This is a genomic window from Mesorhizobium sp. LSJC285A00 (assembly GCF_000503155.1).
Taxonomy (GTDB): Bacteria; Pseudomonadota; Alphaproteobacteria; order Rhizobiales; family Rhizobiaceae; genus Mesorhizobium.
The window spans coordinates 21850-45432 of sequence record NZ_AYVK01000022.1; the positions used below are offsets into that span (position 1 = coordinate 21850).

Here is a 23583-nt window from a genome sequence, read left to right on the forward strand (position 1 = left end):
GCCGCCTTAGCCGTCGATCTTCAACACGAAAGGCGTACCCTCAAAAGCATCGGCGCCGCGTCCGATCGCCTCGATCGCTTCGATCATGCGGCCTTGTCGTGAGAGCAGAGCATCCGCGACGGCGATCAACCGTGGATTGGGTGTCGCCGAGGGCGAAAGCTTCCGCAATGTCTGCGCAAGTTCGACTTCGTCGCGCTTCGGGGCGAGCGCCGCCGCAATGATATAGGCCGAGGCGGTCGAGCGGCTGATGCCGGCATAGCAATGGACGACCATGGGTTTGGCGCGGTCCCATTTCCGGGCAAAATCGAGCAGACTGCGCACATGGTCTTCGCCGGGCATGGTCATGCCGTCCTGCGCCACCGCGATGTCGTGCATGACCAGATGCAGGTGGTTCTCCCTCGATATCGAGGCCGGCCGCGTCACCTCGGTGCCGGCAGCGAGCAGCGACAGCACGCGCTCGGCGCCGCTTTTGGCCACCGTCTCCTCAAGCTTTGCCAGCGAACAGATATGGATCATGGCGCGATCTCCTTCGACCCATCGTCGCGCCGTGCGCGCCAGTCGGCAAGCGCCGATTCGAGCCGCTGCCATTCCTCCTGACGTCCAGGCAGCCCCGCGCGGAGCACCTGGGGACGCTCGAAAAAATGCCTGAGCAATATGCCGCGCTCGCCGAGCGTCGAAAACAGCCCCGGTGCATCGGCAAGCCGGAGATAGCGAAACAGGGTCGTGCCGCCGGCGACAGCAACGCCAAAGCGCGAAAGCAGCGCATCGAGCCGCGCCGCATCCTGCGCCAGCCGCCGCCGCATGTCGGCCTGCCAGCCGCTGTCGGCAAGCGCGCGGATGCCGTATTCGAGCGCTGGACCGGCGACCGCCCAAGGGCCGAATTGCGTTTCAAGCCTTTCGACCGTCGCTGCATCGGAAAGTGCGAAGCCGAGCCGCAGGCCGGCGAGACCGAAGAACTTGCCAAACGAGCGCAGCACGACGATGCCGCCCCGCCCGACATCGCCGGCCAGGCTTTCCGCGTGCGGGCCGACATCCATGAAGGCTTCGTCGACGACCAGCAGACCGCCTATGGCGCGCAATGTCTTGGCAAGCCGAAGCAGCCTTTCCCGCGACACGACTCGCCCGTCGGGATTGTTGGGATTGACGACGATGGCAATTTCGGCTCCGGCAAGCGCCTCGAAATCGTCGACCTCCGCCACCGCATGGCCGGCAATCGCGGCGGCCCTGGCATGCTCGGCATAGGTCGGCCCGAGCACCAGCGCCTTGCCGGGGCTGACCAGCGAGGCGACGCGCGGCAGCAGGATCTGCGTGCCCGGGGCGACCGCCACATTCTCGGCCGAAGGCGCGCCATAGGCGCCGGCCGCGACCCTGGCCAGCTCACGCAGGCGCGCGGCCTCCGGCAATCGTGACAGGGCGGTGGCGGGCAGCTCGAAAAGCGGGTAGGAGTGCGGATTGATACCTGTCGAGAGATCGACGAAAGGTTGTGGCGCGTGAGGGAAGAGCGCCTTCGCCCGGCCAAGGGATCCACCGTGATCCACCACAGTAATCGCTCCATCAGAAAGCTTCATGTCGATCCTGATCGCTTTCCTGTCGCTGGCCATCGAACGCATCCTGGGTTACCCGGACTGGCTGTTCCGTGCCGTCGGCCATCCCGTCACCTGGTTCGGCAGGCTGATAGCCTTTCTCGACCTCAGGCTCAACCGCGACACTGATTCCGACGCGCTGCGTCGCCGCCGCGGCGTGCAGGCGCTGCTGGTGATCGTGCTGGTGCCGGCGGCAATCGCCTTCATCGTGCAAATCCTGCTCTGGCAGGTCTTTCCTGCCGGCATGATCATCACGGCAATCCTGGCCTCGTCGCTGCTGTCGCAAAAGAGCCTTACCGAACATGTCGAGGCGGTGGCCGATTCGCTGGATACCGGCGGGCTGGCGCTCGGCCGCATTGCGGTTGCGCGCATCGTCGGTCGCGATCCAGAGAAGCTCGACCATGCCGGCGTCAGCCGCGCCGCCATCGAAAGCCTGGCCGAGAATTTCTCCGACGGCATCGTTGCGCCCGCCTTCTGGACAGGTGTCTGCGGTCTGGCCGGCGGCGTGGCCTACAAGGCCGCCAACACCGCCGATTCGATGATCGGCCACCGCACCCCGCACCACGAGGCCTTCGGCCGCGCGGCAGCACTCTTCGACGACTGGATCAACCTGCCGGCGTCCCGGCTGACCGCGTTGCTGATCGTTGCCGCCGCCTTTCTCGTTGACGGCGCCGATCCCCGCAACGCCTGGCAAGCAGTGCGGCGCGACGCCAAAAAGCACCGCTCGCCCAATGCCGGCTGGCCGGAAGCGGCAATGGCCGGCGCACTCGGCCTGGCGCTCGCCGGCCCGCGCAGCTATGGCGGCGTCATCGTCGAGGACGCCTATATGGGCGAAGGCGGCCGCCGCGAGGCCGACAGCACCGACATCCGGCGGGCGCTGAAACTTTACCAGATAGCAGACTATCTGCTGATCGCGCTGTTTGGATTGCTCTCCGCGGTCGTCATCTACCTGGATGTTTTGATCTCGCAGTAGATGCGCCGCCTGACTCACCAAGAGACACGGACTTCCTTGGCGTTTGAATCCACCGCCGCGCCAAATCTTTTGATCGCGTAACCGCCGGCGGCCACTGCCGAGGATTTCAGCACAGGCTCAATCACAAGGAAAAGCTTCTCGGCGTCTGGCCCGTACAGATAGAGGGTGCATTTGCCCTCGCCAAACTCGTCGCCATCAAATTCGCCGACATGCGCATTCGAAACAGCTTGTTCCAACCGATCCTCCAGAACTTGGACCGATTGCCGCTCTTCCGGCGCCCCGAACTGACCGCCGCTCAGAAGAAGATAGACAATTACCGCTTGTTCCAACGGTCATCTCCCGAAGTTAGACCCTCAAAACTCGATTCCCTGCTGCGCCTTAACGCCTGCGGAAAAATGGTGTTTGGTCACGCCCATCTCGGTGACGAGGTCGGCCGCCTCGACCAGCGCCGGCTTGGCATTGCGGCCGGTGACGACGACATGCAGGCCTTCGCGCCGCGCCTTCAGCGCCGCGACCACCTTGTCGAGATCGAGATAGTCGTAGCGCAGCGCAATGTTGAGCTCATCGAGGACGACAAGGCTGACAGAGGGGTCGGCGATCAGTTCCAGCGCCTTGGCCCAGGCGGCTTCGGCCGCCGCAATGTCGCGCTTCAGATCCTGCGTCTCCCAGGTGAAACCCTCGCCCATCGTGTGCCAGACGACGCGGTCGCCAAACGCCGCGAAGGCATCCTTCTCGCCGGTGTGCCATTTGCCCTTGATGAACTGGACGATTCCGACGCGCTTGCCATAGCCGAGCATGCGCAGCGCCAGCCCGAAGGCAGCCGTGGTCTTGCCCTTGCCGGGTCCGGTGTTGACGATCAGCAGCCCCTTCTCGACCGTCTTTTCCGCGACCTCGGCGTCCTGCACCGCCTTGCGCTTGGCCATCTTGGCGCGATGGCGCTCTTCGTCTTTTGTGTCGATATCGGTCATCTCATTTCACCTTGAGCGGCAGCCCCGCCACCATCAGAAGCACCATATCAGCTACGACCGCGATCTGCTGGTTGAGCCGGCCGGCGGCATCGCGGAACCGGCGTGCCAGCGCATTGTCGGGCACGATGCCTTGTCCGACTTCGTTGGAGACCACGAACCACGGTCCGCGCGGCCGCGAAAGCACATCGGCCAGCCGCCGGCACTCCCCCTCCAGATCATGATCGGCCAGCATATGATTGGTCAGCCACAGCGTCAGGCAGTCGACAAGCACCGGCTGGTTGTCCGGCAATGCCTCGAGCGCACCGGCAAGATCAAGCGGGGCGTCGATGGTCGCCCACCCCTCGCCACGGCGCGAGCGGTGCTGCGCGATGCGCTCGCGCATTTCGCCGTCATAGGCTAGCGCGGTGGCGATATAAGCCCATGGCGGCAGCAACGCCGTCGCCAAAGTTTCGGCATGCGCGCTCTTGCCGGAGCGCGNGTGGCGATATAAGCCCATGGCGGCAGCAACGCCGTCGCCAAAGTTTCGGCATGCGCGCTCTTGCCGGAGCGCGCACCGCCGATGATGAAGGTCAAACTGCGATCAGGCAAAGCTGTCGCGCAGGCTGGTCGCGGTGCCGGCGAAGCGCGCGCGCACTACACCGACAACTGCGCCGAGCACCAGCCAGAACACCAGATTGGTCAGCGTCACCGCCACCACGAACTGATGATGCAGGCCCTCCGGGATCGGCGTTACGAAACTGTCAGGCTGCGGCGCGCCGACAATATGCGGGGCGACGATCAGGACGACGGCGAGCACGGTCAGGGGCGCCGACGTGCGGAAGGTGATAAGGGCAAGACCGATCGCCGTTGTCATCACCGTTGCCCACCACCAGATCTGGCGCTGCATGAGATCGGCCGCCGGCATTGCCGGCAGTTCCGGCGGCAGGCCGAGGCCCGGCGCCAGCGTGAACACGGCAAAGCCGGCCAAGCCCCAGAACACGCCCTGGCGCCAGCTGCCGATGCCGCCGGCGAACTCGGAAACCGCCACCAGGACCAGCGCGAAGCCGATGCCGGTGACGATATTGGCGACGACACTGAAGGCGAAACGCTCGAAGCCGTCGGCCGGCGCCCAGCCTTCGTCCTCCGCCGGCGCGGCTGCTTCAGCCGGTGCTGCGCTGCTCACCGCATTTTCCGCCGGCGCGGCGGTGCTCATGGCATCGGTGTCCGCAGCGTTGGCGGCGGGCGCCGCGGCATGCTGATGCTCATGGCCGCCACCAGCCTTTTCGTAGACCTCCGCCTTGAGGATCAGCGGCACGGTGGCGTAGGCCTGCATGCAGGCGAGAGCGACACCCGCCACGAGCCCTGCGATCGCCGCGATGAACACGACGTTGCGAAACAGGTTCATGATGTCAGATCCTCGTCAGTGGCAGGGAAACGCCATCGAATGGCGATAGTCGTGCGCCGCATTGTGGACCGCATCGATATGCGAGAAACCGACAACGCCGACGACGAAAATGCCCAGAAACGCGCTAAGCACGAGCTGCATGAAGCGCGACTGCGAGGAGACGGATGCGCCGAGGGAGACGGAAGCGGTATTCATATCTTGTCCTTTCGCCCTCCACCCGAGGGCATCGAAGTCAGTTCCCTGTCGCCGGCAGGTCTCCTGGCTCGCGGATCAGCGCCCTTCCCCACCTTCCCGAGGAAAAATCCTCAGTGGCTTGGAGAGGACTACCGCACACAGTTGCGGGGGCAGCCACGGCATTGGGCAACAAGTCAGCCCTCACCGCATTCCCTCTTGGTCCCTAACGGAACCGACGACATGCATGACTATAGGCTGAAACGGCCGCATCCGGCAAACCAAATTCCGCCGGCCAACAGCGCGAATGCGCCATGCGGCGTTACGGGTTCAACGCGGTGATCCGCTCGGCAACCAGCCGCTGCAGCCGCCACAGATGGCGATCGTGAATGCCGCGCTCTTCAAGGTTTTTCACCGTGTTGTAGAGATAGTCGGCGCCCGATCCCCAGTGCCCGCAGGACGTGGCCAGCCTTTCGACGATCTTGCCTTCGTCGAGCGGGCCGGAATAGGTCAGGCCGTTGCGGTTGATCACGAAGGCCAATGCCCTGAGCGGTCCGGCCTCGCTTGCAAGCTTCAGCATGCGCGGCCGGTAGCTTGTCGGCTTCAGCGTGACTTCGCGCCGGAAAAGCCGGCCCAACTGCTCGCGCCGGTTATTGTCGGTCAGCCGAAAGGCGACGCCCTTGCATTGTCCGCCACGGTCCAGCGCCATCATCAGGCCGGGGCTGACCTTGGTGCCGCGCCAGCGCGTCATGTTCATGCAAAAGGACCGATGCCAGCCGCGCGCCAGCGCAACGCGGTCCTCGACATAATCTATTTCCGGTTTCCAGATCAGCGATCCATAGCCGAACAGCCATAGCGGTTCGCTATCCGGGAGTTCGACCTGCAATTCATCCAGAAGCGCGTCATAGTCGGCTTCATCGAGATGCATCGCGTCCGGATCAGGCCCGGGGTCCCTGATCTCGCGCCAGCAGCGCGCGACCAGCTCCGGCGTAAGCGACATCTGTCGTGCGGCCACGTCCGAATCCCCCCAATTCCGAATGTCCCATGTCCACGACATGATTATGCGCCGCGCCTGCAACCGGCAATGCGGCACTCTGATTGACAAACGATTTGCCGGGGTGTCGGCTGACGCTTCATAGGAAGCCAGCCATGCATCCCAACCCGAGCGAGCGCGACCCCTATAACGGCCTGAGCCGGGCCGAACCGACGCTACCGTCATCGGCCTATTGGGATAGCGAGGCTTACCAGCGCGATCTCGAGGCCATCTGGTACAAAAGCTGGCTGCTCGTCTGCCGCGAGGCCGATCTTGCCCAGCCTTTGGCATTCAGGACATTCCGCGTCGGCACGCAGGAAATCGTCGTGCTGCGCGACGACACCGGCGAGTTGCGCGCCTTCCACAACACCTGCCGGCATCGCGGCTCGCAGCTTTGCCAGGAAAGCGAGGGCCGGCTGAAAGCGCGGCTCATCACTTGCCCCTACCATGCCTGGTCCTACTCGCTGCGCGGCGATCTCGTGCGCGTTCCCTCGAAATCGCTGCCAGATGGTTTCGACAAGGCAGATCATCCGCTCTACCGGGTGGCGCTGTCGGTGTGGCGCGGCTTTGTCTTTGTGAACCTTCAGCAGGCGACGGCCGGCTCCGCCGAGACCTCCTTCGATCCCGCATCCGGCGACCTCGCCAACTGGCCGCTGGAAACGCTGGTATCAGGCCATGTCCTGCGCAAGGTGATGAACTGCAACTGGAAAATCTTCTGGGAGAACTTCAACGAGTGCCTGCATTGCCCAGGCGTCCACAAGGACCTGTCTCGGCTAGTGCCGATATACGGCCGCGGCCTGATGAGCCGGCACGACGACCCCGACTGGGTCCGCCATGCCGACAATGACGCACCGGAGTTTTCGGGTGGCCTGCGCGCCGGCGCCGAGACCTGGTCGCGCGACGGACATGCCCATGGCCCGGTCTTCCCGGGCCTGACGCCAGCCGAGCGTGCGGCCGGACAGACCTATGCCACCAGCCTGCCCTCGATGTTCATCGTCGGCCATGTCGATTATGTCAGGACGGTGCGACTGATGCCGCTCGGTCCCGAACAGACCGAACTCACCGCCGAATGGCTGTTCGCGCCCGAGGCGCTGGCTGAGACGGACATCGACAATGTCGTCGCCTTCGGCACCCAGGTGCTGGAGGAGGATGCCGCGATCTGCGAGATCAACCAGAAAGGCCTGCGCTCCATGCGTCACGCGGCCGGCGTGCTGATGCCGGAGGAGTACGATCTGCACCGCTTCCACAACTGGGTGCGCGAGCGGCATGCAGCGCTTGAGGCAACCGCCTGATCGGCGACTAAAGCGACTTCGGCAGATAGCGCCAGGTGATAAAGCCGCAAACAGCGGCCAGAATGCCCAGCGTCACGAACACCGAGCCGAGGCCGAAAAACGCCAGCACCACCGAATAGACCAGCGGCGGCGTCAGCTCGGAAAAGTCGAGATAGGTGCGGTAGACCGCGGCCATCTGCGCCCGCTCATAGGACCGCACCGAGCGCATGAAGGCGGTCGAGCCCAGTGCATCGAGCGCGATGGTGAAGAAGGCGCCGCAGAGCAGGAAAAAGCCCGTAAGCAGCGGCGCGGTAGTGCCGACCGCGCCCGCCGCAAGCAGCGTCGCCGACATCGCGAAATAGGCGAAGGTCATGGTGCGCCGGCCGCCGAAGCGTTTTCCCGCTTTGCCCCAGAAGATCGCCATGAACAACAGCGCATTGCCGGCCGAAACCAGCAGGCCGCCGGCAAGCTTGCCCTCGCCGGTAATCACCATGAACAGCGGCCCGTAGACGAAGAACGTCGTCCAGAAGCAGGAGCGGCCGAAGGCGATCAGCCAGGCCAGCCTGAGCCTGGGTTGTGCTACGAAGCGGCCGATATTGGCCAGCGGATTGGCCGGCCGTGTCTTGCCCGGCCGGATCGACCGGTTGTCGCCCAGCCTGTAGGTCCAGAACAGCGCCAGCAAGGCCAACGCAAACACCGCGACCGCGCCATGCGCGGCATAGATGCCGTAGCGTGTGTAGAGGAAGATGCCGAGTGTCGGCCCGCCGGTCCAGGCCAGCATCGACCACGCCATGCGCAGCGATTCGGCCTGCATGAAATCGGTCTTGCGGATGTGGTCCATGATGTAGAGGTTGAGCGTGATCGACAGGGCGCTCGCCCCCATGACGCGGCACAGCATGCCTGTCAGTTGCCCGGCAAGCGTGTGGGTGACGAAGAACAGAGAGCCTATCGCCAGCAGGCAGGCGCCGGCGGTATAGACCCAGCGCCGGGCAAACCTGCGGATCAACATCGGCATGAACAAGGTCATCGACAGGCCGAGCAGCGCCACGATGGTGTAGAGGATCGAGACGATCTGCTCGTTGTGCAGAATCTCATAAGCCTGGATCGGGATGACGCTCGATACCGTGGCGCGGGCGAAGGATTCGACCGCATAGAGCGAGGCAAAGGTGCGGGCATCCGCCGGACGCAGGGCCGGAAGCCAGATCGGATGGCGCACATGGGTGGACATTTGATCCCCAAATCAGACTCGCGGCGTCAAATCTGCGCTGGCGCTTCCTCCGCCGGTAACAGGAAACCGACCCCTTCCCGGCAAAAAGCGAATTCGGCCAAAGGCTTTCCGGCTCTGGCCTAAAGCGCCGCCCGATGCAGCCGCACGGCGCGACCCGGAGCGTAGAGGGCGGCCTTCTTTTGTCCGGTGCAACCGTGATAGTCGTCTTTGGGGCTGAATCAGATCGCGAGACCATGAGCATCCATACCGCACCCCCTGGAGATCAACTGAAGCGAGATCAACCGAAGCGCATCGTCGCCATCGATGTCGTACGCGGCATCGCGCTGATCGCCATGGCGAGCTACCACTTCACCTGGGATCTCGAAAATTTCCACTACACCGATCCCGGCCTCACCGCCGTCGGCTGGTGGAAGATCTATGCGCGCTGCATCGCCTCGACCTTCCTGTTCCTGGTCGGCGTCAGCCTGTTTCTCGCGCATGGCAGGCAGATCCGCTGGACCGGCTTCTGGAAACGCTTTGCCATGGTCGCCGTCGCGGCCGCCGCTATATCGGCGGTCACGTACTTCATCACGCCGGACAGCTTCATCTTCTTCGGCATCCTGCACGAGATCGCGCTGGCCAGCCTGCTCGGCCTTTTGTTCTTGCGGCTGCCGTCCTTGCTGACGCTTTTCGTGGCAGCTTTGGTGATCGCAGTCCCCCTCTATCTCCGATCCGAAGCCTTCGATCATCCGGCGCTGTGGTGGGTCGGCCTGTCGGCGATCAACCCGCGCTCCAACGATTACGTGCCGCTGTTTCCCTGGTTCGGCGCCGTACTTCTCGGCATCGCCGCGGCAAAGTTTGCGTCCACCACCGGCCTGCTGGCGCGGCTGGCCACGCTGGGATCAGGAAGCTGGACCAGGCCGCTCACCTTCATCGGCCGCCACAGCCTGGCTTTCTACCTGATCCACCAGCCGCTGCTGTTCGGCTGCGTCTGGCTGTTCTCGCAGATTGCGCCGGCGCCCGTCGAAACAAGGGAAGTGATCTTCCTCAAGGAATGCCAGGTATCTTGCGAACAGCAGCGCGACACGGAGTTCTGCACCAGCTATTGTGTGTGCATGCTGGACACGCTGCAAAGCGAAGCGGCATTCGACCGGCTCTACAATGGCGACCAGACCCCGGAGTTCAAAGCGCATCTCGGTGAACTCGCCGGCATCTGCACCGCCAGGACGGAGGAGAGCCCGATGACGCAGGGAGGGCAACAATGACCGACAAGCTCACAAAACCCGGGCTGGCAAAACCCGATCTATCGAGACCACGGCTGATCCCGTGGCCGCCACTGATCTACATCGCCGCCATCGCCATCAGCATCGTGCTCGGCCTGTTCTATCCCCTGCCCTGGATCGGCGACCTCTTGGGCGACCTTTTGTTTGCCGCCGGCTTTGTGGTGCTGTTTGCCGTCGCAGCCCTCTGGTTCACCGCTATCCGCGCCATGATCCGGGCCAAAACGACGATGAACCCCAATGGCTTGCCGGAGCATCTGGTGACGTCTGGCCCGTTCGGCGTGACGCGCAACCCGATGTATCTGGCCAACACGCTGCTTTTGATCGGCGTCGCCTTCGTCTCGGGGATCATATGGTTCCTGCCGCTGGCCCTGATCGCGGCTTTTGCAACGCAGAAGGTCGCCATCGAGAGCGAGGAGAAGGTGCTGTTCGCCAAATTCGGCAAGAAGTACCGCGACTATACGAAGCGGGTGCGCCGGTGGATTTGAGGCGGGTGTGATCGCTGGCAGGGTTCGCATGCCTTGGCGACTAGCCGAACGCCCATCTCTTCATCATCCACGGGCGGAGTAAGGAGCGTAGCGACGCAGCACAGACCCGAGGATCCATGCCGGGACTCCAGAGCGTTGCTATGGTCCAGAATTCGCTACCGCCGCACTCCACGACCGATGTCACGGAATGGATTCTAGGGTCTCCGCGACGGAGCTTCGCTCCTGCTTCGCCCTAGAATGACGAAGTGCGGAAGGGCTCCGGCTAATTACGAACGTTTGCGACGGGCGCGCGCAAACGCTCGACGGTCCGCTCAGGTATTAACCCCCAGCTCCACCAGCCGCTCAACACATGACTCCTCAGCCTGGTCGAGCTCCGCCAGCGTCTCCTCGAGATCGCGGCGCTTCTGGCGCAAATCCTCGCGCTTCTCCTCGATGCGCTTGATCATCAGCTTGAGTTGACCGACCTCGCCGGGCGGTTCCTTGTACATCTGGATGATTTCGCGGATTTCGTTGATCGAGAAGCCGAGCCGTTTCCCGCGCATGATCTGGCGGATCAGATGCCGGTCAGATGGGCGAAACAGCCTTGTGCGGCCCCGCCGGACCGGTTGCACCAGCCCCTCATCCTCGTAGAAGCGCAGCGTCCGCGTCGACACGTCGAATTCGCGGGTCAGTTCGGTGATCGAATAATATTCCCGCATCTTTGCTCCAAATGTCGGAACATCGGAAAACGCCCGGTCGCCCGGGATTTCCAACGCATTCCGATCAACCCCGTTCCAAGCCGGACTCGGCATGGAACCCCGCGCAAGCCTCGCACCACATTTACGTAAAAGTCAATTGAGCCCGCAACGCCTCTTTCTCAAGGGATAGCGAACCACCAGGTGGCCAGCCCCAGGAAAGCAAAGAAGCCAACGACGTCGGTGACGGTGGTGACGAAAACCGCCGACGCCACCGCCGGGTCGATCTTGAACCGGTCGAGCAATAGCGGGATCAGGATACCGGCAAGGGCTGCCACGAACATATTGATGATCATCGCCGCCGCTATGATGCCGCCCAGATTGGCATCGCGGAACCAGACGGCCGCGACGATGCCGATCAGCACGGCGAAGATGATGCCGTTGATGGAACCCACGCCCATTTCGCGGCGGATGATGCGGCCGGCATTGTAGATGTCGAGATCCCTGGTCGCCAGCGCGCGTACCGTGACGGTCATGGTCTGCGAACCGGCATTGCCGCCCATGCCGGCCACGATCGGCATCAGCACGGCCAGTGCCACGATGTGCTCGATGGTGCGGTCGAACAGGCCGATCACCGACGCCGCCAGGAACGCCGTCAACAGGTTGACCAGCAGCCAGGGAACGCGCGAGCGCGAGGTCGAAAGAATGCTGTCGGACAACTCTTCGTCGCCGACGCCGCCCATGCGCAGCAGATCTTCCTCGGCCTCCTGCTGGATGACGTCGACGACGTCGTCGATGGTCAGCACGCCGACCAGCCGCTCGTTCTCGTCGACGACGGCGGCGGACAGAAGATCGTATTGCTCGAAGTCCCGCGCCGCCTCTTCCTGGTCCATGGTGGCCGGAATGGCGTGCCTCGTCTCGTGCATCACGTCTCCGACCTTGGTCGTGCGCTTGGTGCGCAGGATCTGGTCGAGGTCGATGGCGCCGAGCAACTTGAAGCTTGGATCGATGACGAAGATCTGGCTGAACCGCTCGGGCAGGTTCTTGTCTTCGCGCATGTAGTCGATGGTCTGGCCTATGGTCCAGAACGGCGGCACGGCGACGAACTCGGTCTGCATGCGGCGGCCGGCGGTCTCTTCCGGGTAGTCGAGCGAGCGGCGCAGCCTGATCCGCTCGGTGAACGGCAGCTGCGACAGGATCTCGTCCTGGTCTTCCTTTTCAAGATCTTCGAGAATGTAGACCGCGTCGTCGGAATCGAGGTCCTGCATGCCCTGGGCAATTTGCTCATTGGGCATATTGTCGACGATATCGCGGCGGATCGCCTCGTCGACCTCGGTCAGCGACGAGAAGTCGAAGTCGGCGCCGAGCAGTTCGACAAGGGCGCGACGCTGTTCGGGGTGCAGGGCCTCGAGCAGATCGCCAAGTTCCGACTGGTGCAGGTCGTCGACTTCGCGCTTCAGCGTCAGCGTATCGCGATCGGCGATCGCCGCCCCGATCTGGGCGAGGAATGATGACAGAACGGCGCCGTCCTCGCCATAGATGTCGGCGTGGGCATCGTCAGCGGCTTTGGCGCCGGTCGTGTGGTCGTCCTGGCGTTCCACCAGCGGCTCCCGCCATGGGAATTTCGGAAAAGGTGCCTGTCAGGTCTAGCGCGCAACGCACGGTAATATCAAACGAAATGCGCCCCGCCCTGCATATGGGCGAGAGCGATTTCATCAGGATATGACGCCGCCCAGGATTCAGGCGGCGCGACAGCGCATGTCGCTGGGGAAAGAGCACCCCAGCACGGTTGGGGCAGAATTGTCATGATGCAGGTTCAGGCAAAGGCCGGACCCGCCCAGGCGACAACCAGAACAGCCGGAAGCCCTTGAAGATCAGGTCGCAGACGCAGAAAGCAATCGAGGAACGGCGTGTGCGCGTGGTCGTGGCCGAACGCAATCCGCTCGTGATATCGGCGCTGCGCGACATGCTGGACTGCGACGGGCGCTTCGAGCTCCTGGCCTGCGTGCAAAGCGGCAGGCATTTTCTTGAGTTGGCAGCGGAAGGCGAATTCGACGTCGCAATCATCGGGTGGAAGCTTGCCGACATGGACGGCGCCGATGTGCTGGCCGAGGTTCACAGCCGCAAGCTCGGCGTGCGCATCGCGGTGTTTTCCAACGACCACGACATCGGCATCCTGAAGCAGTGCGTGCGCCTCGGCGCCCAGGGCTACTGCTTCCAGTTCGACGATCCAGCGATCATCTTCGAGACCATCCTGGCCGTCGCGCATGGACGCATCTGCATCCCCTACATCGACATCAACAAGGTCAACGACACGCCCTTGTCGCTGCTCACCGTGCGCGAGCGCGAACTGCTGGCCGTGCTGTCCGACGGCTGGACCAATTTGCAGATCGCGACGCGTACGGGGATTTCCGAGAACACGGTGAAGTATCACCTCAAGAATCTCTACGACAAGCTCGACGTCCGCAACCGGGCGATGGCCGTCGCGCTCTATGCGCGCGAGCGGCGTACCCAGAAGCAGCCGTTCGGGTAGGAAAGCGATGAGCCGCGGGTAGGTCACCCGGGTAGGCAACCCCCACCCGCGCGCGGCAAGATGTTACCTCTTGAGGTGTTGTTGCCATTAGCCGTCGAAACGAAACTCCCCATCACCGCTTTGCTGGATCAGGAGGAGTTCGCGACATGGCCGGTTTCACCCATCTTTTCATTCCCGGACCGACCAACATTCCCGAACAGGTCCGCCAGGCGATGAACCTGCCGATGGAGGACATGCGTGCAGCATCCTTCCCCGATCTCACGCTACCGCTGTTCGAAGACATCAAGCGCGTGTTCAAGAACGAGACCGGCCGCGTCTTCATCTACCCCTCCTCCGGCACCGGCGCCTGGGAAGCGGCGATGACCAATGTGCTCAGCCCCGGTGACCGCGTGCTGATGTCGCGCTTCGGCCAGTTCTCGCATCTGTGGGTCGACATGGCCGAACGGCTCGGCTTCGAGGTCGATGTCATCGACTGCGAATGGGGAACCGGCGTGCCGCTCGAGCTCTATGCCGAGCGGCTCAGGGCCGACAAGGCGCACCGCATCAAGGCAGTCTTCTGCACCCAAAACGAGACCGCGACCGGCGTGACCAGCGACGTCGCCGGCTGCCGCGCCGCGCTCGATGACGCCAACCACCCTGCTTTGCTCTTCGTCGACGGCGTCTCGTCGATCGGCTCGATCGACTTTCGCCAGGAGGAATGGGGCGTCGATTGCGCGGTTAGCGGCTCGCAGAAGGGTTTCATGCTGCCCGCCGGCCTCGGTTTCCTCTCCGTCAGCAAGAAGGCGCTGGTCGCCTCGCGGAGCGCCACCCACCGCCGCTGTTTCTTCTCCTTCGAAGATATGATCCGCGCCAACGATGCCGGCTACTTCCCCTATACGCCGGCTACGCAGCTGCTGCGCGGCCTGCGCGCCTCGCTCGACCTGATCGCCGAGGAAGGGCTGGAAAACATCTTCGCCCGCCACCATCGCCTCGCCGAAGGCGTGCGCAAGGCGGTCGACGCCTGGGGCCTGAAGCTCTGCGCCAAGACGCCTAAATGGCACTCCGACACCGTCAGCGCCATCCTGGTGCCGGACGGCGTCGACAGCGGCGATGTGGTCAAGCGCGCCTACCAGAAATACCAGACCGCGCTCGGCGGCGGCCTCAACAAGGTGATCGGCAAGGTCTTCCGCATCGGCCATCTCGGCTGGCTGAACGAGGTGATGGTGCTGGCCTCGCTCTCGGCCGCCGAAATGGCGCTGCTCGACTGCGGCGTACGGCTGGCGCCCGGCTCCGGCGTCGGCGCCGCCATCCAGCACTTCCGCGCCTCGGCCGCCGTGCCGGTCGCCGAAGCCGCCTGAGGAGCAATGAGCCACACCATCAACCACCTCAAGAAATTACGGCTGCAGCGCAGCGAGCTGGCGGTTCCAGGCTCCAGCCCGGAAATGATCGACAAGGCGGCCAACAGCGCCGCCGACTTCATCTTCCTCGACATCGAGGATGCGGTCGCCCCGCCCGACAAGGAACGCGCCCGCAAGAACATCATCCAGGCGCTCAACGACATCGACTGGCGCGCCAAGGGCAAGACCGTCTCGGTGCGCATCAACGGCCTCGACACGCACTACATGTACCGCGACGTGGTTGACGTCATGGAGCAGGCCGGTGACCGGCTGGACACCATTTTGGTGCCGAAGGTCGGCGTGCCGGCCGACCTCTACATGGTCGAGGCCATGGTCAACCAGATCGAGATGGCAAAGGGTTTCAGGACCCGCGTCGGCCTCGAAGCGCTGATCGAGACCGCGCTCGGCATGGCCAATGTCGAGGCGATTGCCGCGACACCCGGCCGGCTGGAAGCCATGCATTTCGGCGTCGCCGACTATGCGGCAAGCTGCAAGGCGCGCACGGTCAACATTGGCGGCCTCAACCCCGACTATCCCGGCGATCAGTGGCATTTCGCTCTGTCGCGCATGACCGTCGCCTGCCGCGCCTATGGCTTGCGCGCCATTGACGGGCCGTTCGGCGACTTCTCCGATCCGGAGGGCTACATCGCTGGCGCCAGGCGCGCGGCGGCGCTGGGCATCGAAGGCAAGTGGGCGATCCACCCCTCGCAGATCGCGCTTGCCAACGACGTCTTCTCTCCACCGGAAAAAGAGGTCACCCGCGCCCGGCGCATCCTCGAAGTGCTGAAGGAGGCGGAGGCGCAGGGCAAGGGAGCGGCCGCACTCGACGGCAAGATGATCGACGCAGCGTCGGAACGCATGGCGCGCAATGTTCTGGTGGTCAACGAGGCAATCGAACGGGCCAGCCAATTCTCTAGCGAGCCGCGCGTCGCCACGCATTGACTGTTCAGGGAGGACAAAATGGACATCCACGAATATCAGGCCAAGGAACTGCTGGCACGCCACGGCGTGCATGTGCCGCGCGGCGGGCTGGCCTACAGCCCCGAGCAGGCGACCTACAGGGCCCGCGAGATCGGCGGCGCCAAATGGGTGCTGAAGGCGCAGGTGCATTCCGGCGCCCGCGGCAAGGCCGGCGGCATCAAACTGTGCGCCAATGACGAGGAGATTTCCAGCGCGGCCGAGGGCATGCTCGGCCGCAAGCTGGTGACACAGCAGACCGACCCGCGCGGCAAGCTGATTTCGCGCCTGTATCTCGAGGAAGCCGTCGATATCGCGCAGGAGCTCTATGTCGGCTTCGTGCTCGACCGCAAGGAAGAGCGCGTCATGATCGTGGCGTCCGCTGCCGGCGGCATGGAGATCGAGGACATCGTCGAGAAGGCACCGAACTCCATCCTGCGCACATCGGTCGATCCCGGTGTCGGCATGCAGCGTTTCCAGGCGCGCGAGATCGCCTTCGGCCTCGGCCTCGACCACAATCTGATCGGCAAGGCGACCGAGACCATCTTCAGCTGCTACCGGGTGTTTCGCGACTACGACGCCTCGATGCTGGAGATCAATCCGCTGGTGGTGACCCGCGACGGCAATCTGATCGCGCTCGACGCCAAAATGTCGTTCGACGAGAACGCGCTGTTCAGGCGGCCGGAAATCTCCGAGCTGCGCGACAAGAGCCAGGAAGACCCGCGCGAGACCTTCGCCAGCGACCGCGGCCTCTCCTATGTCGGGCTCGACGGCAACATCGGCTGCATCATCAACGGCGCCGGCCTCGCCATGGCGACCATGGACATGATCAAAATCGCCGGCGGCGAACCGGCCAACTTCCTCGACATCGGTGGCGGCGCCTCGCCCGAGCGGGTGGCCAAATCCTTCCGCGCCGTGCTCGGCGACAAGAATGTCGAGACCATACTGGTCAACATCTTTGCCGGCATCAACCGCTGCGACTGGGTCGCCGAAGGCGTCATCAAGGCGATACGCGAGGTCGGCGTCAACGTGCCGCTGGTGGTCCGTCTCTCCGGCACCAGGGCCGAGGAAGGCCGCCGCATCCTGGCTGATTCCGGCGAGGCGGTGATCGTTGCCGACACGCTGGCCGAAGCCGCCGAAAAAGCCGTCGCCGCCTGGCGCGCGGCCACCAAGAAAAAAGCAGCCTGAGGGAGGTCGAGAAAATGGCAATCCTGCTCAACCGCAGCACCCGCGTCATCGTCCAGGGGTTCACCGGCAAGATCGGCAGCTTCCATGCCGAGGACATGAAGCGCTACGGCACCAAGCTGGTCGGCGGCGTTACGCCCGGCAAAGGCGGCCAGAAGCATCTTGGCCTGCCCGTCTTCAACACGGTCAAGGGCGCGGTGCGCGAGACCCGCGCCGAGGCCAGCATCGTCTTCGTGCCGCCGCCCTTTGCCGCCGATTCGATCATGGAAGCGGCCGACGCCGGCATAAAACTCTGCGTCTGCATCACCGACGGCATCCCGTCGCAGGACATGATGCAGGTCAAGCGCTACATGCTGCGCTACCGCTACGAGGACCGCATGCGGCTGATCGGGCCGAACTGCGCCGGCGTCATCACGCCCGGACAGGCGCTGATGGGCATCATGCCCGGCAGCATCTATCTGCCTGGCCGCGTCGGCATTGTCGGCCGCTCGGGAACCCTGGGCTACGAGGCGGCGTCGCAGATGAAGTCGCTCGGCATCGGCGTCTCGACCAGCGTCGGCATTGGCGGCGACCCGATCAACGGCTCGTCCTTCAAGGACATGCTGAAACTGTTCGAACAGGATGACGACACCGACGCGGTGGTGATGATCGGCGAGATCGGCGGACCGCAGGAAGCCGAAGCCGCGATCTGGGCGCGCGATAATATGCGCAAGCCCCTGATCGCCTACATCGCCGGCCTCTCCGCCCCCAAAGGCCGCCGCATGGGCCACGCCGGCGCCATCATCTCGGCCTTCGGCGAGTCGGCGCAGGAAAAGGTCGAAATCCTGAAGGAGGCCGGTGTGATCATCGTGCCGACGCCGTCCTCGTTTGGTGAGGTGGTCGCCGATACGCTGTCACGTATGAAGAAGGCCGCCTGAACAGCGGCCTTCGCGTTCGACCGCGCCTCATGCCGCCTTGTCGGCTGCCGGCTTCGCGACCTTGGTGCGGGTGGCGCTGCGGCGGCCGTCGACGCTGACCGGAATGTCGCCGTCGACCGTGGCGCGACGGACCACCCGGTGCTGGTCGCCGTAATCGTTGACGGCGTAGTGCTGCGTCGCGCGGTTATCCCAGATCGCCACATCGCCGGCCTTCCAGCGCCAGCGCACGGTGTTCTCCGGCGCCGTGACATAGGACTGGAACACCTCGTAGAGCTTCGCCGAATCGCTTTTGGAAAGACCGATCAGCCGTTGCACGAAATTGCCGAGCAGCAGCGAGCGCTCGCCTGTTTCGGGATGGACGCGGACACCGGGATGCTCGGTCTCGTAGATCGTCGAGGTGAAGATTTCCTCGAAGTGCTTCTTTTCCGCAGCACTCGCACGCGGCCGCACCGCGGCGTAATCGTAGGCGTTGCTGTGCACCGCCCAGAGATTGTCGGCCAGCAGCTTCAACGGCTCGGGCAGGTCCTGATAGGCGGCCGCGGTGTTCGACCAGATGGTGTCGCCGCCGGCCGGCGGTATGACGACGCCGCGAAGAACGGAGAATTTCGGATAGGCGTCGACGAAGGTGACATCGGTATGCCATTGGTCGGCGCGACCGCCGCCACGGCTGGAATCGAGTTCGAGAATGGACGCCGTTCCCTTGACGGGACCTTGCGTCGGATGCGGGACGAGGTCGCCGAGACGCTGGGCAAAGCGCTCCTGCCCGGCATCGTCGAGATGCGCCTGGTCGCGGAAGAACACCACCTTGTGCCGCAACAGGATCTGGTTGATCGCCGCGACCGTCTGCTGTGGCAGGTCGCCGGAGAGCCGAATGTTCCTGATCTCTGCGCCGACGCGTCCGGTAAGCGGGACAATATCGGAAACCGGGATGATCTGCTCTACGGGGGTAAGTCTGGTCATGGGAACCTCTTCCTCTAAAGCCGCGGGCTGGTGGCAATGCTCCGCCGTCTGCCGGCCGCATAGCGATCGGCGGAGCAACTCCCTCATCGGGAGCCGACTTGCTTGGCAACGAGAGCACTGATCTCAGCTCAGGAGGCGAAGGCCGCCAAGGCTTGCGAGCAGTACCGAGATCCCATTCAAAGCGTAATTCTACAAATTCCATAGACATTTCTTTTCAAAGTTCGGCGGCCCTGAGAAAAATGCCTTCTGTCCAATTCGTTCGTGAGCGGCAGGCGGTGGAGCGCTGCGCGACGCGGCCCGCACCAGTAGTGACGCTGTCGTATCCCCTTCGATATTGGAGATGGCGGGTGAATTGCATGCCTGATATTGATGGCTTCCACGCATCACGCAGGCGCCGAGATGACAGACTCCGATAAGGCTGACGCTGTCGAGCAATTGCTCGATACGCCTGACCTCGCCACCGCGCTGGAAAGCGACCAGTTCAAGAAATTTCTCGACCAGATGCCGATCGCGATCGCCGTCTCGGAATTGATCGCGAAGGAACGTGTCGTCTACGCCAATCCCGAATTCGAGAAGCTCTCGGACCTCAAGGCGCCGAAGCTTGCGCGGGAAAACTGGGCGGCCCTTTCCGGCAGGGGGCTTCATCGGCAGAAGGACAGGCCGCTCGCCGAGGCTGTCGTTGAAGACACCGATTTCGTCGGCACATTTCGTCTTGAGCGCGGCGAGGACAAGCCGGCAATCGTCGACGTTTATTCCAACGTCATCGAGGACGACAACGGCAAGCTCTGCTTCCGGCTGGTGGCGCTTGTCGACGTCACGGCACACGGTGAGACCGAGGACACGCGACCCGCGGAGGAGCTCATCCGGGAGAAGGACACCCTGTTGCGCGAACTGCAGCACCGGGTGAAAAACAATCTGCAGATGATCACCGCTTTGATCCGGATGGAAACCCGCAACGCCACCGAACCGGACCAGAAGCGTTTCGAAAGGCTTGCCGGCCGGGTAGACGCATTGGCAATCCTTTACCAGACCTTGTCGGCTGACCAGCAGAAGGATGAGGTGGATCTTGGTGTGTATCTTAGCCAGATCGCGTCCGCCGTCATGGCGTCGCACGCAGTCGAAGGTATCCGCCTCGACCTTAAGGTGGATACCTATCCGGTATCCATCAACGTTGCCATGCCGACAGGCCTGGTCGTCAATGAGTTGCTGACCAACGCTCTCAAACATGCATTCGTCGGGCGCGACGGCGGCACGATCACGCTGCACAGCGTCGTCAGCGGCGATGGTTGCCGGGTGACTGTCGCCGATGATGGAATCGGTCTGCCGACGGGTGAGACCTGGCCCAGGCCAGGCAAGCTCGGCTCCCTGATCGCGCGGTCGCTGACCGAAAATGCCAAAGCGCAATTCGACGTCAAGTCGAGTGCCGGCGAGGGAACCAAGGTCACCATCGTCTTCAAGCGATCGGCGGCGACGGACTGAGGCTATGTAACGGCGCGCCCGACAAATCCCGGCCGGACAGGTGCTTCGGGCGCTCGCGGGTGTGGCCTTAAGTCGCAAACGATTTGGCTGCAGAAGCGGGGCGCCGGGCTTCTTTGACGGTGCGATCAGCACCATATGTGGTCCACAGCCCTAAACGAGAGAAGCTAGCTCCGACGGGTCGCACCGCGGTCGTCAGCCGGCAATGGCTATGAACCAGGAAACTGAAAACCATCATGCGTGAAAATATCAGACCAGCGTCGAGAGACGTCCCCCTCATTCAGCTAGGCCTGCACCAGTGCCGCTTCCCGGTGAGCGAAGACCGGTCGGTACCCGGTGGTTACCGGTTTTGTGCCGGGCCGACGTCGCCGGATCGCGTCTACTGCGATCACCACCACACCGTCGTGACGGCCGTTGACCCTCGTCGAGCCCGTCCGGGTCTCCATTTCCCGCAACGACGCGCCGCTTAGGTCACCCACATCCCCTGCCCCGCCACCGGCAAAGCCGGGGACTCGGGTGCAGGAGGCTGGCCGGTGCGAGCCAAGCGGCGTTCGCGTGCGGCTCTGCGACCTCTTGTTGCAACTCTGCTGCGGCCGGTTCAAGCGCCAAAGGCGATGATTTGGCGTCGATGGCCTGAGAAGCCGCAATGATTTCAATGGCCGAAAAATTATGGTGCGGTCGAGAAGACTCGAACTTCCACGGGTTGCCCCACAGCGACCTCAACGCTGCGCGTCTACCAATTCCGCCACGACCGCCCGTGGTAGGAGCCGGAACGAACCGGCTCGCGGCGTGTAGCAAATCGTTTCCGGCGAAACAAGGGCGCGGCGCGCAATAATCGCCGCAAATTGGCATATCGGCCTCTACAGCGCCGCGCGTCCTGTGGGACGCGCAAAGGACGCTGCAGCACTTTGATTTGGCGCATGATCCTTTCCGAAGATCGTTCCTATCTTCGGGGTCGTGCGCGAAGGCCGAAATGCGTGGCGAACTGGACGTTTCAGCCGGATACCGCCATATGAAGGGCAAATGCATTTGGCCCCAGAGCGCAAGCCGGTTTCGCCAAGCCGGCGTGCGTCACGCGAAAAACGAAAAAGCCATGACCGAACGCAGCCAGATCGCCACGTCGTTCCTGCCCTTGCCGGGTTCGGCGCCGGTCGAATGGCGCATCGAGCCCGGCCTGACCGGCTACACCGATGCGCTGGCCCTGATGGAAGCGCGCGCCGAGGCGATCCGCACGGGTGCGGCCGCCGAGATGGTCTGGCTGGTCGAGCATCCGCCGCTTTACACCGCCGGCACCAGCGCCCGCATCGAGGACTTGATCGACCCCGACCGTTTCCCGGTCTTTGCCGCGGGGCGCGGCGGCGAATACACCTATCACGGGCCGGGGCAGCGGGTTGCCTATGTCATGCTTGACCTGAAGCGCCGGCGCGAGGATGTGCGCGCCTTCGTCGCCGCGCTCGAGCAGTGGATCATCGGCACGCTTGCCGCCTTCAATGTGCGCGGCGAACGCCGCGAGGACCGCGTCGGAGTCTGGGTGGTGCGGCCCGAGCGCCCGTCCCTGCCCGACGGCTCGCCGGCTGAAGACAAGATCGCGGCCATCGGCATCCGGCTGCGGCGCTGGGTGAGCTTTCATGGCATTGCCGTCAATGTCGAGCCGGATCTCAGCCATTTCAGCGGCATCGTGCCATGCGGCGTGCCGGATCACGGCGTCACCAGCCTCGTCGACCTCGGCCTGCCCGTGACCATGGGCGATTTCGACCTGGCGCTGAAATCCGCCTTCGAGGATGTTTTCGGGGCAGCGGAGTCAACTTCTGCAGAACCGGCTCGCAAGGCCGGCTGAGTCTCGCCTCGACCAACGCTCAAAGCAACCGCGCCGAGGCCCACAACAGCCCGAAACCGTGAATGGCGAAGACGGCCAGCAGCGCGCCGGCCATGGCGAAACGGTCGAAGATGCGGATCGGCTTCAATTCGTGGCGCGGTTTTACCCCGCTACCCACTGTCATCAGGCTGAGGATGGCAAAGACGGCGCCCGCCACCAGCAGAAAGCTTTGGGAAAAGCCGGCCAGCCAGCCAAGCCATAGCAAGGCCGAGAGCAGGGAAAACGAGGCGAGCGCCAGGGCGACCGGCCCCGGGCAGATCTGGCGCAGCACCTGACCGCCGTCGAATTTCCACACCGGCACCAGATTGGCGATGTTGAACAGCGCGGCAAAGCCGGCAAGCGTCGCCAGAAGGGCCGCGGCGAGCCGATGTCCCTCGCCGGATGCGAGCCCGCTGGCGACGATCAGCAGCGGTACCAGGAACGCGGAAAAACCAGCGCCCATCAGCGCCACGAAGGCGACCTCGAAGCGGCTGTCATAAGGCCGGCCGCCAATGGCGATGCCGCCGAGCAGCGGGATAAAGATCATCCGCGCCTTACGATGACCGGTCAGCCGGAAGGCCGCCATGTGGCCGAGCTCATGCAGGGCGACCACCGAGGTCAGGATCGCGGCCAGCGCCAGGCCGCCGAGATTGAGTCCGAAGAACGGCCAAAGGATGAAAGCCGACAGAACGGCGAAACCGACCTGGCTCAGCGGATGCTCGAACCAGCCGCCCTTGCGATACTGTCCGGTCGTCGCCCAGACCTCCAGCTTGCCGAGCTCGCGGCGCATGGCGAAGTAGCGGAACACCAGGAAGGCGACGCCGCGATAGCGATCGGTCTGGCTGAGCGTGACGCGCGTGCCGGCGCCTTCCGAGGTGAGTTCGGTGGTCTCGTAAAAATCCTTCCAGAACGACGCGTCGAGCGCGGTATCCTCGATGACCCGCATCGAAAAACGACTGCCTTCGACGACGTCCTCGAAGCGCGACCTGCGCTCGATCGGCTGGCCGTCCCGGCCTTCCCACGACAGCAGGATGCGGGCCGTGCCCTGCCCGTCCAGCGGCTGGGCCGAGAGTATCTCGCCGGACCAGCCGGCACCGCTGCCGAGCGGCCACAGCGCCTGCCAGAGGCGCTGCCGGTCCATTGCGACCACGCGGCTGAGCCTCACCGTGCGCAAACCGAGCGGCGCGGTCATCAAAAGGAAAATCAATCCGAGATTACCGACCACGAGAAGGGCCGTCACGATCGGCGACACCTAAGGTTTTGCTCCCTGTATTTGGCAGGGCACCCTAGCG

General features: G+C 63.9%; 24 protein-coding genes, 1 tRNA gene, 1 pseudogene and 1 riboswitch. Of the genes and pseudogenes, 11 read left to right on the forward strand and 15 right to left on the reverse strand.

The genetic code is table 11. The features are described 5' to 3' along the window. Window positions 1-6: 6 nt before the first annotated feature. Window positions 7-516 (reverse strand): tyrosine phosphatase family protein, encoded by a 510-nt coding sequence (locus X726_RS151025; protein WP_023670777.1) that lies wholly within the window; start codon window positions 514-516, stop codon window positions 7-9. Next, window positions 513-1568, reverse strand: coding sequence for a threonine-phosphate decarboxylase CobD (gene cobD, locus X726_RS151020; RefSeq protein ID WP_023670778.1), 1056 nt, complete (start codon window positions 1566-1568; stop codon window positions 513-515). Before cobD ends, X726_RS151025 begins: the two co-directional genes overlap by 4 nt. Here cobD and cbiB point away from each other — a divergent pair. Next, the gene (cbiB, locus tag X726_RS151015) at window positions 1567-2556 is read left to right on the forward strand and encodes an adenosylcobinamide-phosphate synthase CbiB (protein WP_023670779.1); all 990 of its coding nucleotides are present in this window, start codon (window positions 1567-1569) and stop codon (window positions 2554-2556) included. The genes cobD and cbiB overlap by 2 nt on opposite strands. Window positions 2557-2570: 14 nt before the next feature. Here the strand turns inward: cbiB and X726_RS151010 are convergent, their stop codons facing one another. From X726_RS151010 to X726_RS150985, 7 genes and pseudogenes are all read right to left on the reverse strand, one after another. Then, window positions 2571-2885 carry a hypothetical protein gene (locus tag X726_RS151010; RefSeq protein ID WP_023670780.1) on the reverse strand — a complete coding sequence of 105 codons (315 nt, stop codon included), beginning with the start codon at window positions 2883-2885 and terminating at the stop codon, window positions 2571-2573. Between the two features lie 24 nt (window positions 2886-2909). Continuing rightward, complete coding sequence (gene cobO, locus X726_RS151005; RefSeq protein WP_023670781.1) at window positions 2910-3524, reverse strand: cob(I)yrinic acid a,c-diamide adenosyltransferase; 615 nt, start codon at window positions 3522-3524, stop codon at window positions 2910-2912. Between the two features lies 1 nt (window position 3525). After that, on the reverse strand, window positions 3526-4020 hold the full coding sequence (gene cobU, locus X726_RS151000) for a bifunctional adenosylcobinamide kinase/adenosylcobinamide-phosphate guanylyltransferase (protein WP_023670782.1): 495 nt from the start codon (window positions 4018-4020) through the stop codon (window positions 3526-3528). Then, a pseudogene (locus tag X726_RS1000000171755) lies at window positions 4003-4112 on the reverse strand (bifunctional adenosylcobinamide kinase/adenosylcobinamide-phosphate guanylyltransferase); the annotation flags it as partial. The pseudogene X726_RS1000000171755 and the gene cobU, both read right to left, overlap by 18 nt. After that, complete coding sequence (locus tag X726_RS150995; protein ID WP_023670783.1) at window positions 4105-4908, reverse strand: CbtA family protein; 804 nt, start codon at window positions 4906-4908, stop codon at window positions 4105-4107. The pseudogene X726_RS1000000171755 and the gene X726_RS150995, both read right to left, overlap by 8 nt. Before the next feature lie 15 nt (window positions 4909-4923). Beyond that, the gene (locus X726_RS150990) at window positions 4924-5103 is read right to left on the reverse strand and encodes a CbtB domain-containing protein (protein ID WP_023670784.1); all 180 of its coding nucleotides are present in this window, start codon (window positions 5101-5103) and stop codon (window positions 4924-4926) included. Window positions 5104-5138: 35 nt separating this feature from the next. Next, a riboswitch (cobalamin riboswitch) is annotated at window positions 5139-5334 on the reverse strand. Window positions 5335-5401: 67 nt separating this feature from the next. Then, complete coding sequence (locus X726_RS150985; RefSeq protein WP_031199063.1) at window positions 5402-6094, reverse strand: gamma-glutamylcyclotransferase; 693 nt, start codon at window positions 6092-6094, stop codon at window positions 5402-5404. 134 nt (window positions 6095-6228) lie between these two features. Here X726_RS150985 and X726_RS150980 point away from each other — a divergent pair, with 134 nt between their 5' ends. Beyond that, window positions 6229-7404, forward strand: a complete 1176-nt coding sequence (locus tag X726_RS150980; RefSeq protein WP_023670786.1) for an aromatic ring-hydroxylating dioxygenase subunit alpha — start codon at window positions 6229-6231, stop codon at window positions 7402-7404. A 7-nt stretch (window positions 7405-7411) separates the two neighbouring features. Here X726_RS150980 and X726_RS150975 read toward each other — a convergent pair whose 3' ends face one another. Further along, entirely contained in the window at window positions 7412-8611 is a 1200-nt protein-coding gene (locus tag X726_RS150975; protein WP_023670787.1) for an MFS transporter, read from the reverse strand. A 233-nt stretch (window positions 8612-8844) separates the two neighbouring features. Between X726_RS150975 and X726_RS150970 the strand changes: the two genes are divergently transcribed. Together X726_RS150970 and X726_RS150965 are read left to right on the forward strand one after the other, a co-directional pair. Further along, on the forward strand, window positions 8845-9855 hold the full coding sequence (locus tag X726_RS150970) for a DUF1624 domain-containing protein (RefSeq protein ID WP_023670788.1): 1011 nt from the start codon (window positions 8845-8847) through the stop codon (window positions 9853-9855). Further along, window positions 9852-10358, forward strand: coding sequence for an isoprenylcysteine carboxylmethyltransferase family protein (locus X726_RS150965; RefSeq protein ID WP_023670789.1), 507 nt, complete (start codon window positions 9852-9854; stop codon window positions 10356-10358). The genes X726_RS150970 and X726_RS150965 overlap by 4 nt, the downstream gene beginning before the upstream one ends. A gap of 311 nt (window positions 10359-10669) precedes the next feature. On the opposite strand, the gene X726_RS150960 is transcribed toward X726_RS150965, so the two are convergent. After that, window positions 10670-11056 carry a MerR family DNA-binding transcriptional regulator gene (locus X726_RS150960; protein WP_006203215.1) on the reverse strand — a complete coding sequence of 129 codons (387 nt, stop codon included), beginning with the start codon at window positions 11054-11056 and terminating at the stop codon, window positions 10670-10672. A gap of 158 nt (window positions 11057-11214) precedes the next feature. Further along, window positions 11215-12633 (reverse strand): magnesium transporter, encoded by a 1419-nt coding sequence (gene mgtE / locus X726_RS150955; protein ID WP_023670790.1) that lies wholly within the window; start codon window positions 12631-12633, stop codon window positions 11215-11217. Between the two features lie 266 nt (window positions 12634-12899). Here mgtE and X726_RS150950 point away from each other — a divergent pair, with 266 nt between their 5' ends. From X726_RS150950 to sucD, 5 genes are all read left to right on the forward strand, one after another. Beyond that, a complete protein-coding gene (locus tag X726_RS150950; protein WP_023670791.1) occupies window positions 12900-13565 on the forward strand; it encodes a response regulator transcription factor in 666 nt (221 codons plus the stop codon). A gap of 146 nt (window positions 13566-13711) precedes the next feature. Then, window positions 13712-14902 (forward strand): aminotransferase class V-fold PLP-dependent enzyme, encoded by a 1191-nt coding sequence (locus X726_RS150945; RefSeq protein WP_023670792.1) that lies wholly within the window; start codon window positions 13712-13714, stop codon window positions 14900-14902. A gap of 6 nt (window positions 14903-14908) precedes the next feature. Continuing rightward, the gene (locus X726_RS150940; RefSeq protein ID WP_023670793.1) at window positions 14909-15883 is read left to right on the forward strand and encodes a CoA ester lyase; all 975 of its coding nucleotides are present in this window, start codon (window positions 14909-14911) and stop codon (window positions 15881-15883) included. An 18-nt stretch (window positions 15884-15901) separates the two neighbouring features. Beyond that, the gene (locus X726_RS150935; protein WP_023670794.1) at window positions 15902-17086 is read left to right on the forward strand and encodes a malate--CoA ligase subunit beta; all 1185 of its coding nucleotides are present in this window, start codon (window positions 15902-15904) and stop codon (window positions 17084-17086) included. A gap of 14 nt (window positions 17087-17100) precedes the next feature. Continuing rightward, complete coding sequence (gene sucD, locus X726_RS150930; RefSeq protein ID WP_023670795.1) at window positions 17101-18000, forward strand: succinate--CoA ligase subunit alpha; 900 nt, start codon at window positions 17101-17103, stop codon at window positions 17998-18000. 27 nt (window positions 18001-18027) lie between these two features. Here sucD and X726_RS150925 read toward each other — a convergent pair whose 3' ends face one another. Beyond that, window positions 18028-18960, reverse strand: a complete 933-nt coding sequence (locus tag X726_RS150925; protein ID WP_023670796.1) for a TauD/TfdA family dioxygenase — start codon at window positions 18958-18960, stop codon at window positions 18028-18030. A gap of 399 nt (window positions 18961-19359) precedes the next feature. Here X726_RS150925 and X726_RS150920 point away from each other — a divergent pair, with 399 nt between their 5' ends. Next, complete coding sequence (locus X726_RS150920; protein WP_023670797.1) at window positions 19360-20439, forward strand: histidine kinase dimerization/phosphoacceptor domain -containing protein; 1080 nt, start codon at window positions 19360-19362, stop codon at window positions 20437-20439. Between the two features lie 667 nt (window positions 20440-21106). Here the strand turns inward: X726_RS150920 and X726_RS150915 are convergent. After that, a tRNA-Leu gene (locus X726_RS150915) sits at window positions 21107-21191 on the reverse strand. A gap of 338 nt (window positions 21192-21529) precedes the next feature. Here X726_RS150915 and lipB point away from each other — a divergent pair. Next, a complete protein-coding gene (gene lipB / locus X726_RS150910; RefSeq protein ID WP_023670798.1) occupies window positions 21530-22273 on the forward strand; it encodes a lipoyl(octanoyl) transferase LipB in 744 nt (247 codons plus the stop codon). A gap of 19 nt (window positions 22274-22292) precedes the next feature. On the opposite strand, the gene X726_RS150905 is transcribed toward lipB, so the two are convergent. Further along, window positions 22293-23543: a peptidase M50 gene (locus X726_RS150905; RefSeq protein WP_023670799.1), complete on the reverse strand. Its 1251-nt coding sequence runs from the start codon at window positions 23541-23543 to the stop codon at window positions 22293-22295. Window positions 23544-23583: the final 40 nt, after the last annotated feature.

Bases quoted from the DNA above. Each gene is read 5' to 3' on its own strand.
- X726_RS151025 (WP_023670777.1), bottom strand. From the start codon at position 516: ATGATCCATATCTGTTCGCTGGCAAAGCTTGAGGAGACGGTGGCCAAA.
- cbiB (WP_023670779.1), top strand. From the start codon at position 1,567: ATGTCGATCCTGATCGCTTTCCTGTCGCTGGCCATCGAACGCATCCTG.
- cobD (WP_023670778.1), bottom strand. From the start codon at position 1,568: ATGAAGCTTTCTGATGGAGCGATTACTGTGGTGGATCACGGTGGATCC.
- cobO (WP_023670781.1), bottom strand. From the start codon at position 3,524: ATGACCGATATCGACACAAAAGACGAAGAGCGCCATCGCGCCAAGATG.
- X726_RS150995 (WP_023670783.1), bottom strand. From the start codon at position 4,908: ATGAACCTGTTTCGCAACGTCGTGTTCATCGCGGCGATCGCAGGGCTC.
- X726_RS150990 (WP_023670784.1), bottom strand. From the start codon at position 5,103: ATGAATACCGCTTCCGTCTCCCTCGGCGCATCCGTCTCCTCGCAGTCG.
- X726_RS150980 (WP_023670786.1), top strand. From the start codon at position 6,229: ATGCATCCCAACCCGAGCGAGCGCGACCCCTATAACGGCCTGAGCCGG.
- X726_RS150975 (WP_023670787.1), bottom strand. From the start codon at position 8,611: ATGTCCACCCATGTGCGCCATCCGATCTGGCTTCCGGCCCTGCGTCCG.
- X726_RS150970 (WP_023670788.1), top strand. From the start codon at position 8,845: ATGAGCATCCATACCGCACCCCCTGGAGATCAACTGAAGCGAGATCAA.
- X726_RS150965 (WP_023670789.1), top strand. From the start codon at position 9,852: ATGACCGACAAGCTCACAAAACCCGGGCTGGCAAAACCCGATCTATCG.
- X726_RS150960 (WP_006203215.1), bottom strand. From the start codon at position 11,056: ATGCGGGAATATTATTCGATCACCGAACTGACCCGCGAATTCGACGTG.
- X726_RS150945 (WP_023670792.1), top strand. From the start codon at position 13,712: ATGGCCGGTTTCACCCATCTTTTCATTCCCGGACCGACCAACATTCCC.
- X726_RS150940 (WP_023670793.1), top strand. From the start codon at position 14,909: ATGAGCCACACCATCAACCACCTCAAGAAATTACGGCTGCAGCGCAGC.
- X726_RS150935 (WP_023670794.1), top strand. From the start codon at position 15,902: ATGGACATCCACGAATATCAGGCCAAGGAACTGCTGGCACGCCACGGC.
- sucD (WP_023670795.1), top strand. From the start codon at position 17,101: ATGGCAATCCTGCTCAACCGCAGCACCCGCGTCATCGTCCAGGGGTTC.
- X726_RS150925 (WP_023670796.1), bottom strand. From the start codon at position 18,960: ATGACCAGACTTACCCCCGTAGAGCAGATCATCCCGGTTTCCGATATT.
- X726_RS150920 (WP_023670797.1), top strand. From the start codon at position 19,360: ATGACAGACTCCGATAAGGCTGACGCTGTCGAGCAATTGCTCGATACG.
- lipB (WP_023670798.1), top strand. From the start codon at position 21,530: ATGACCGAACGCAGCCAGATCGCCACGTCGTTCCTGCCCTTGCCGGGT.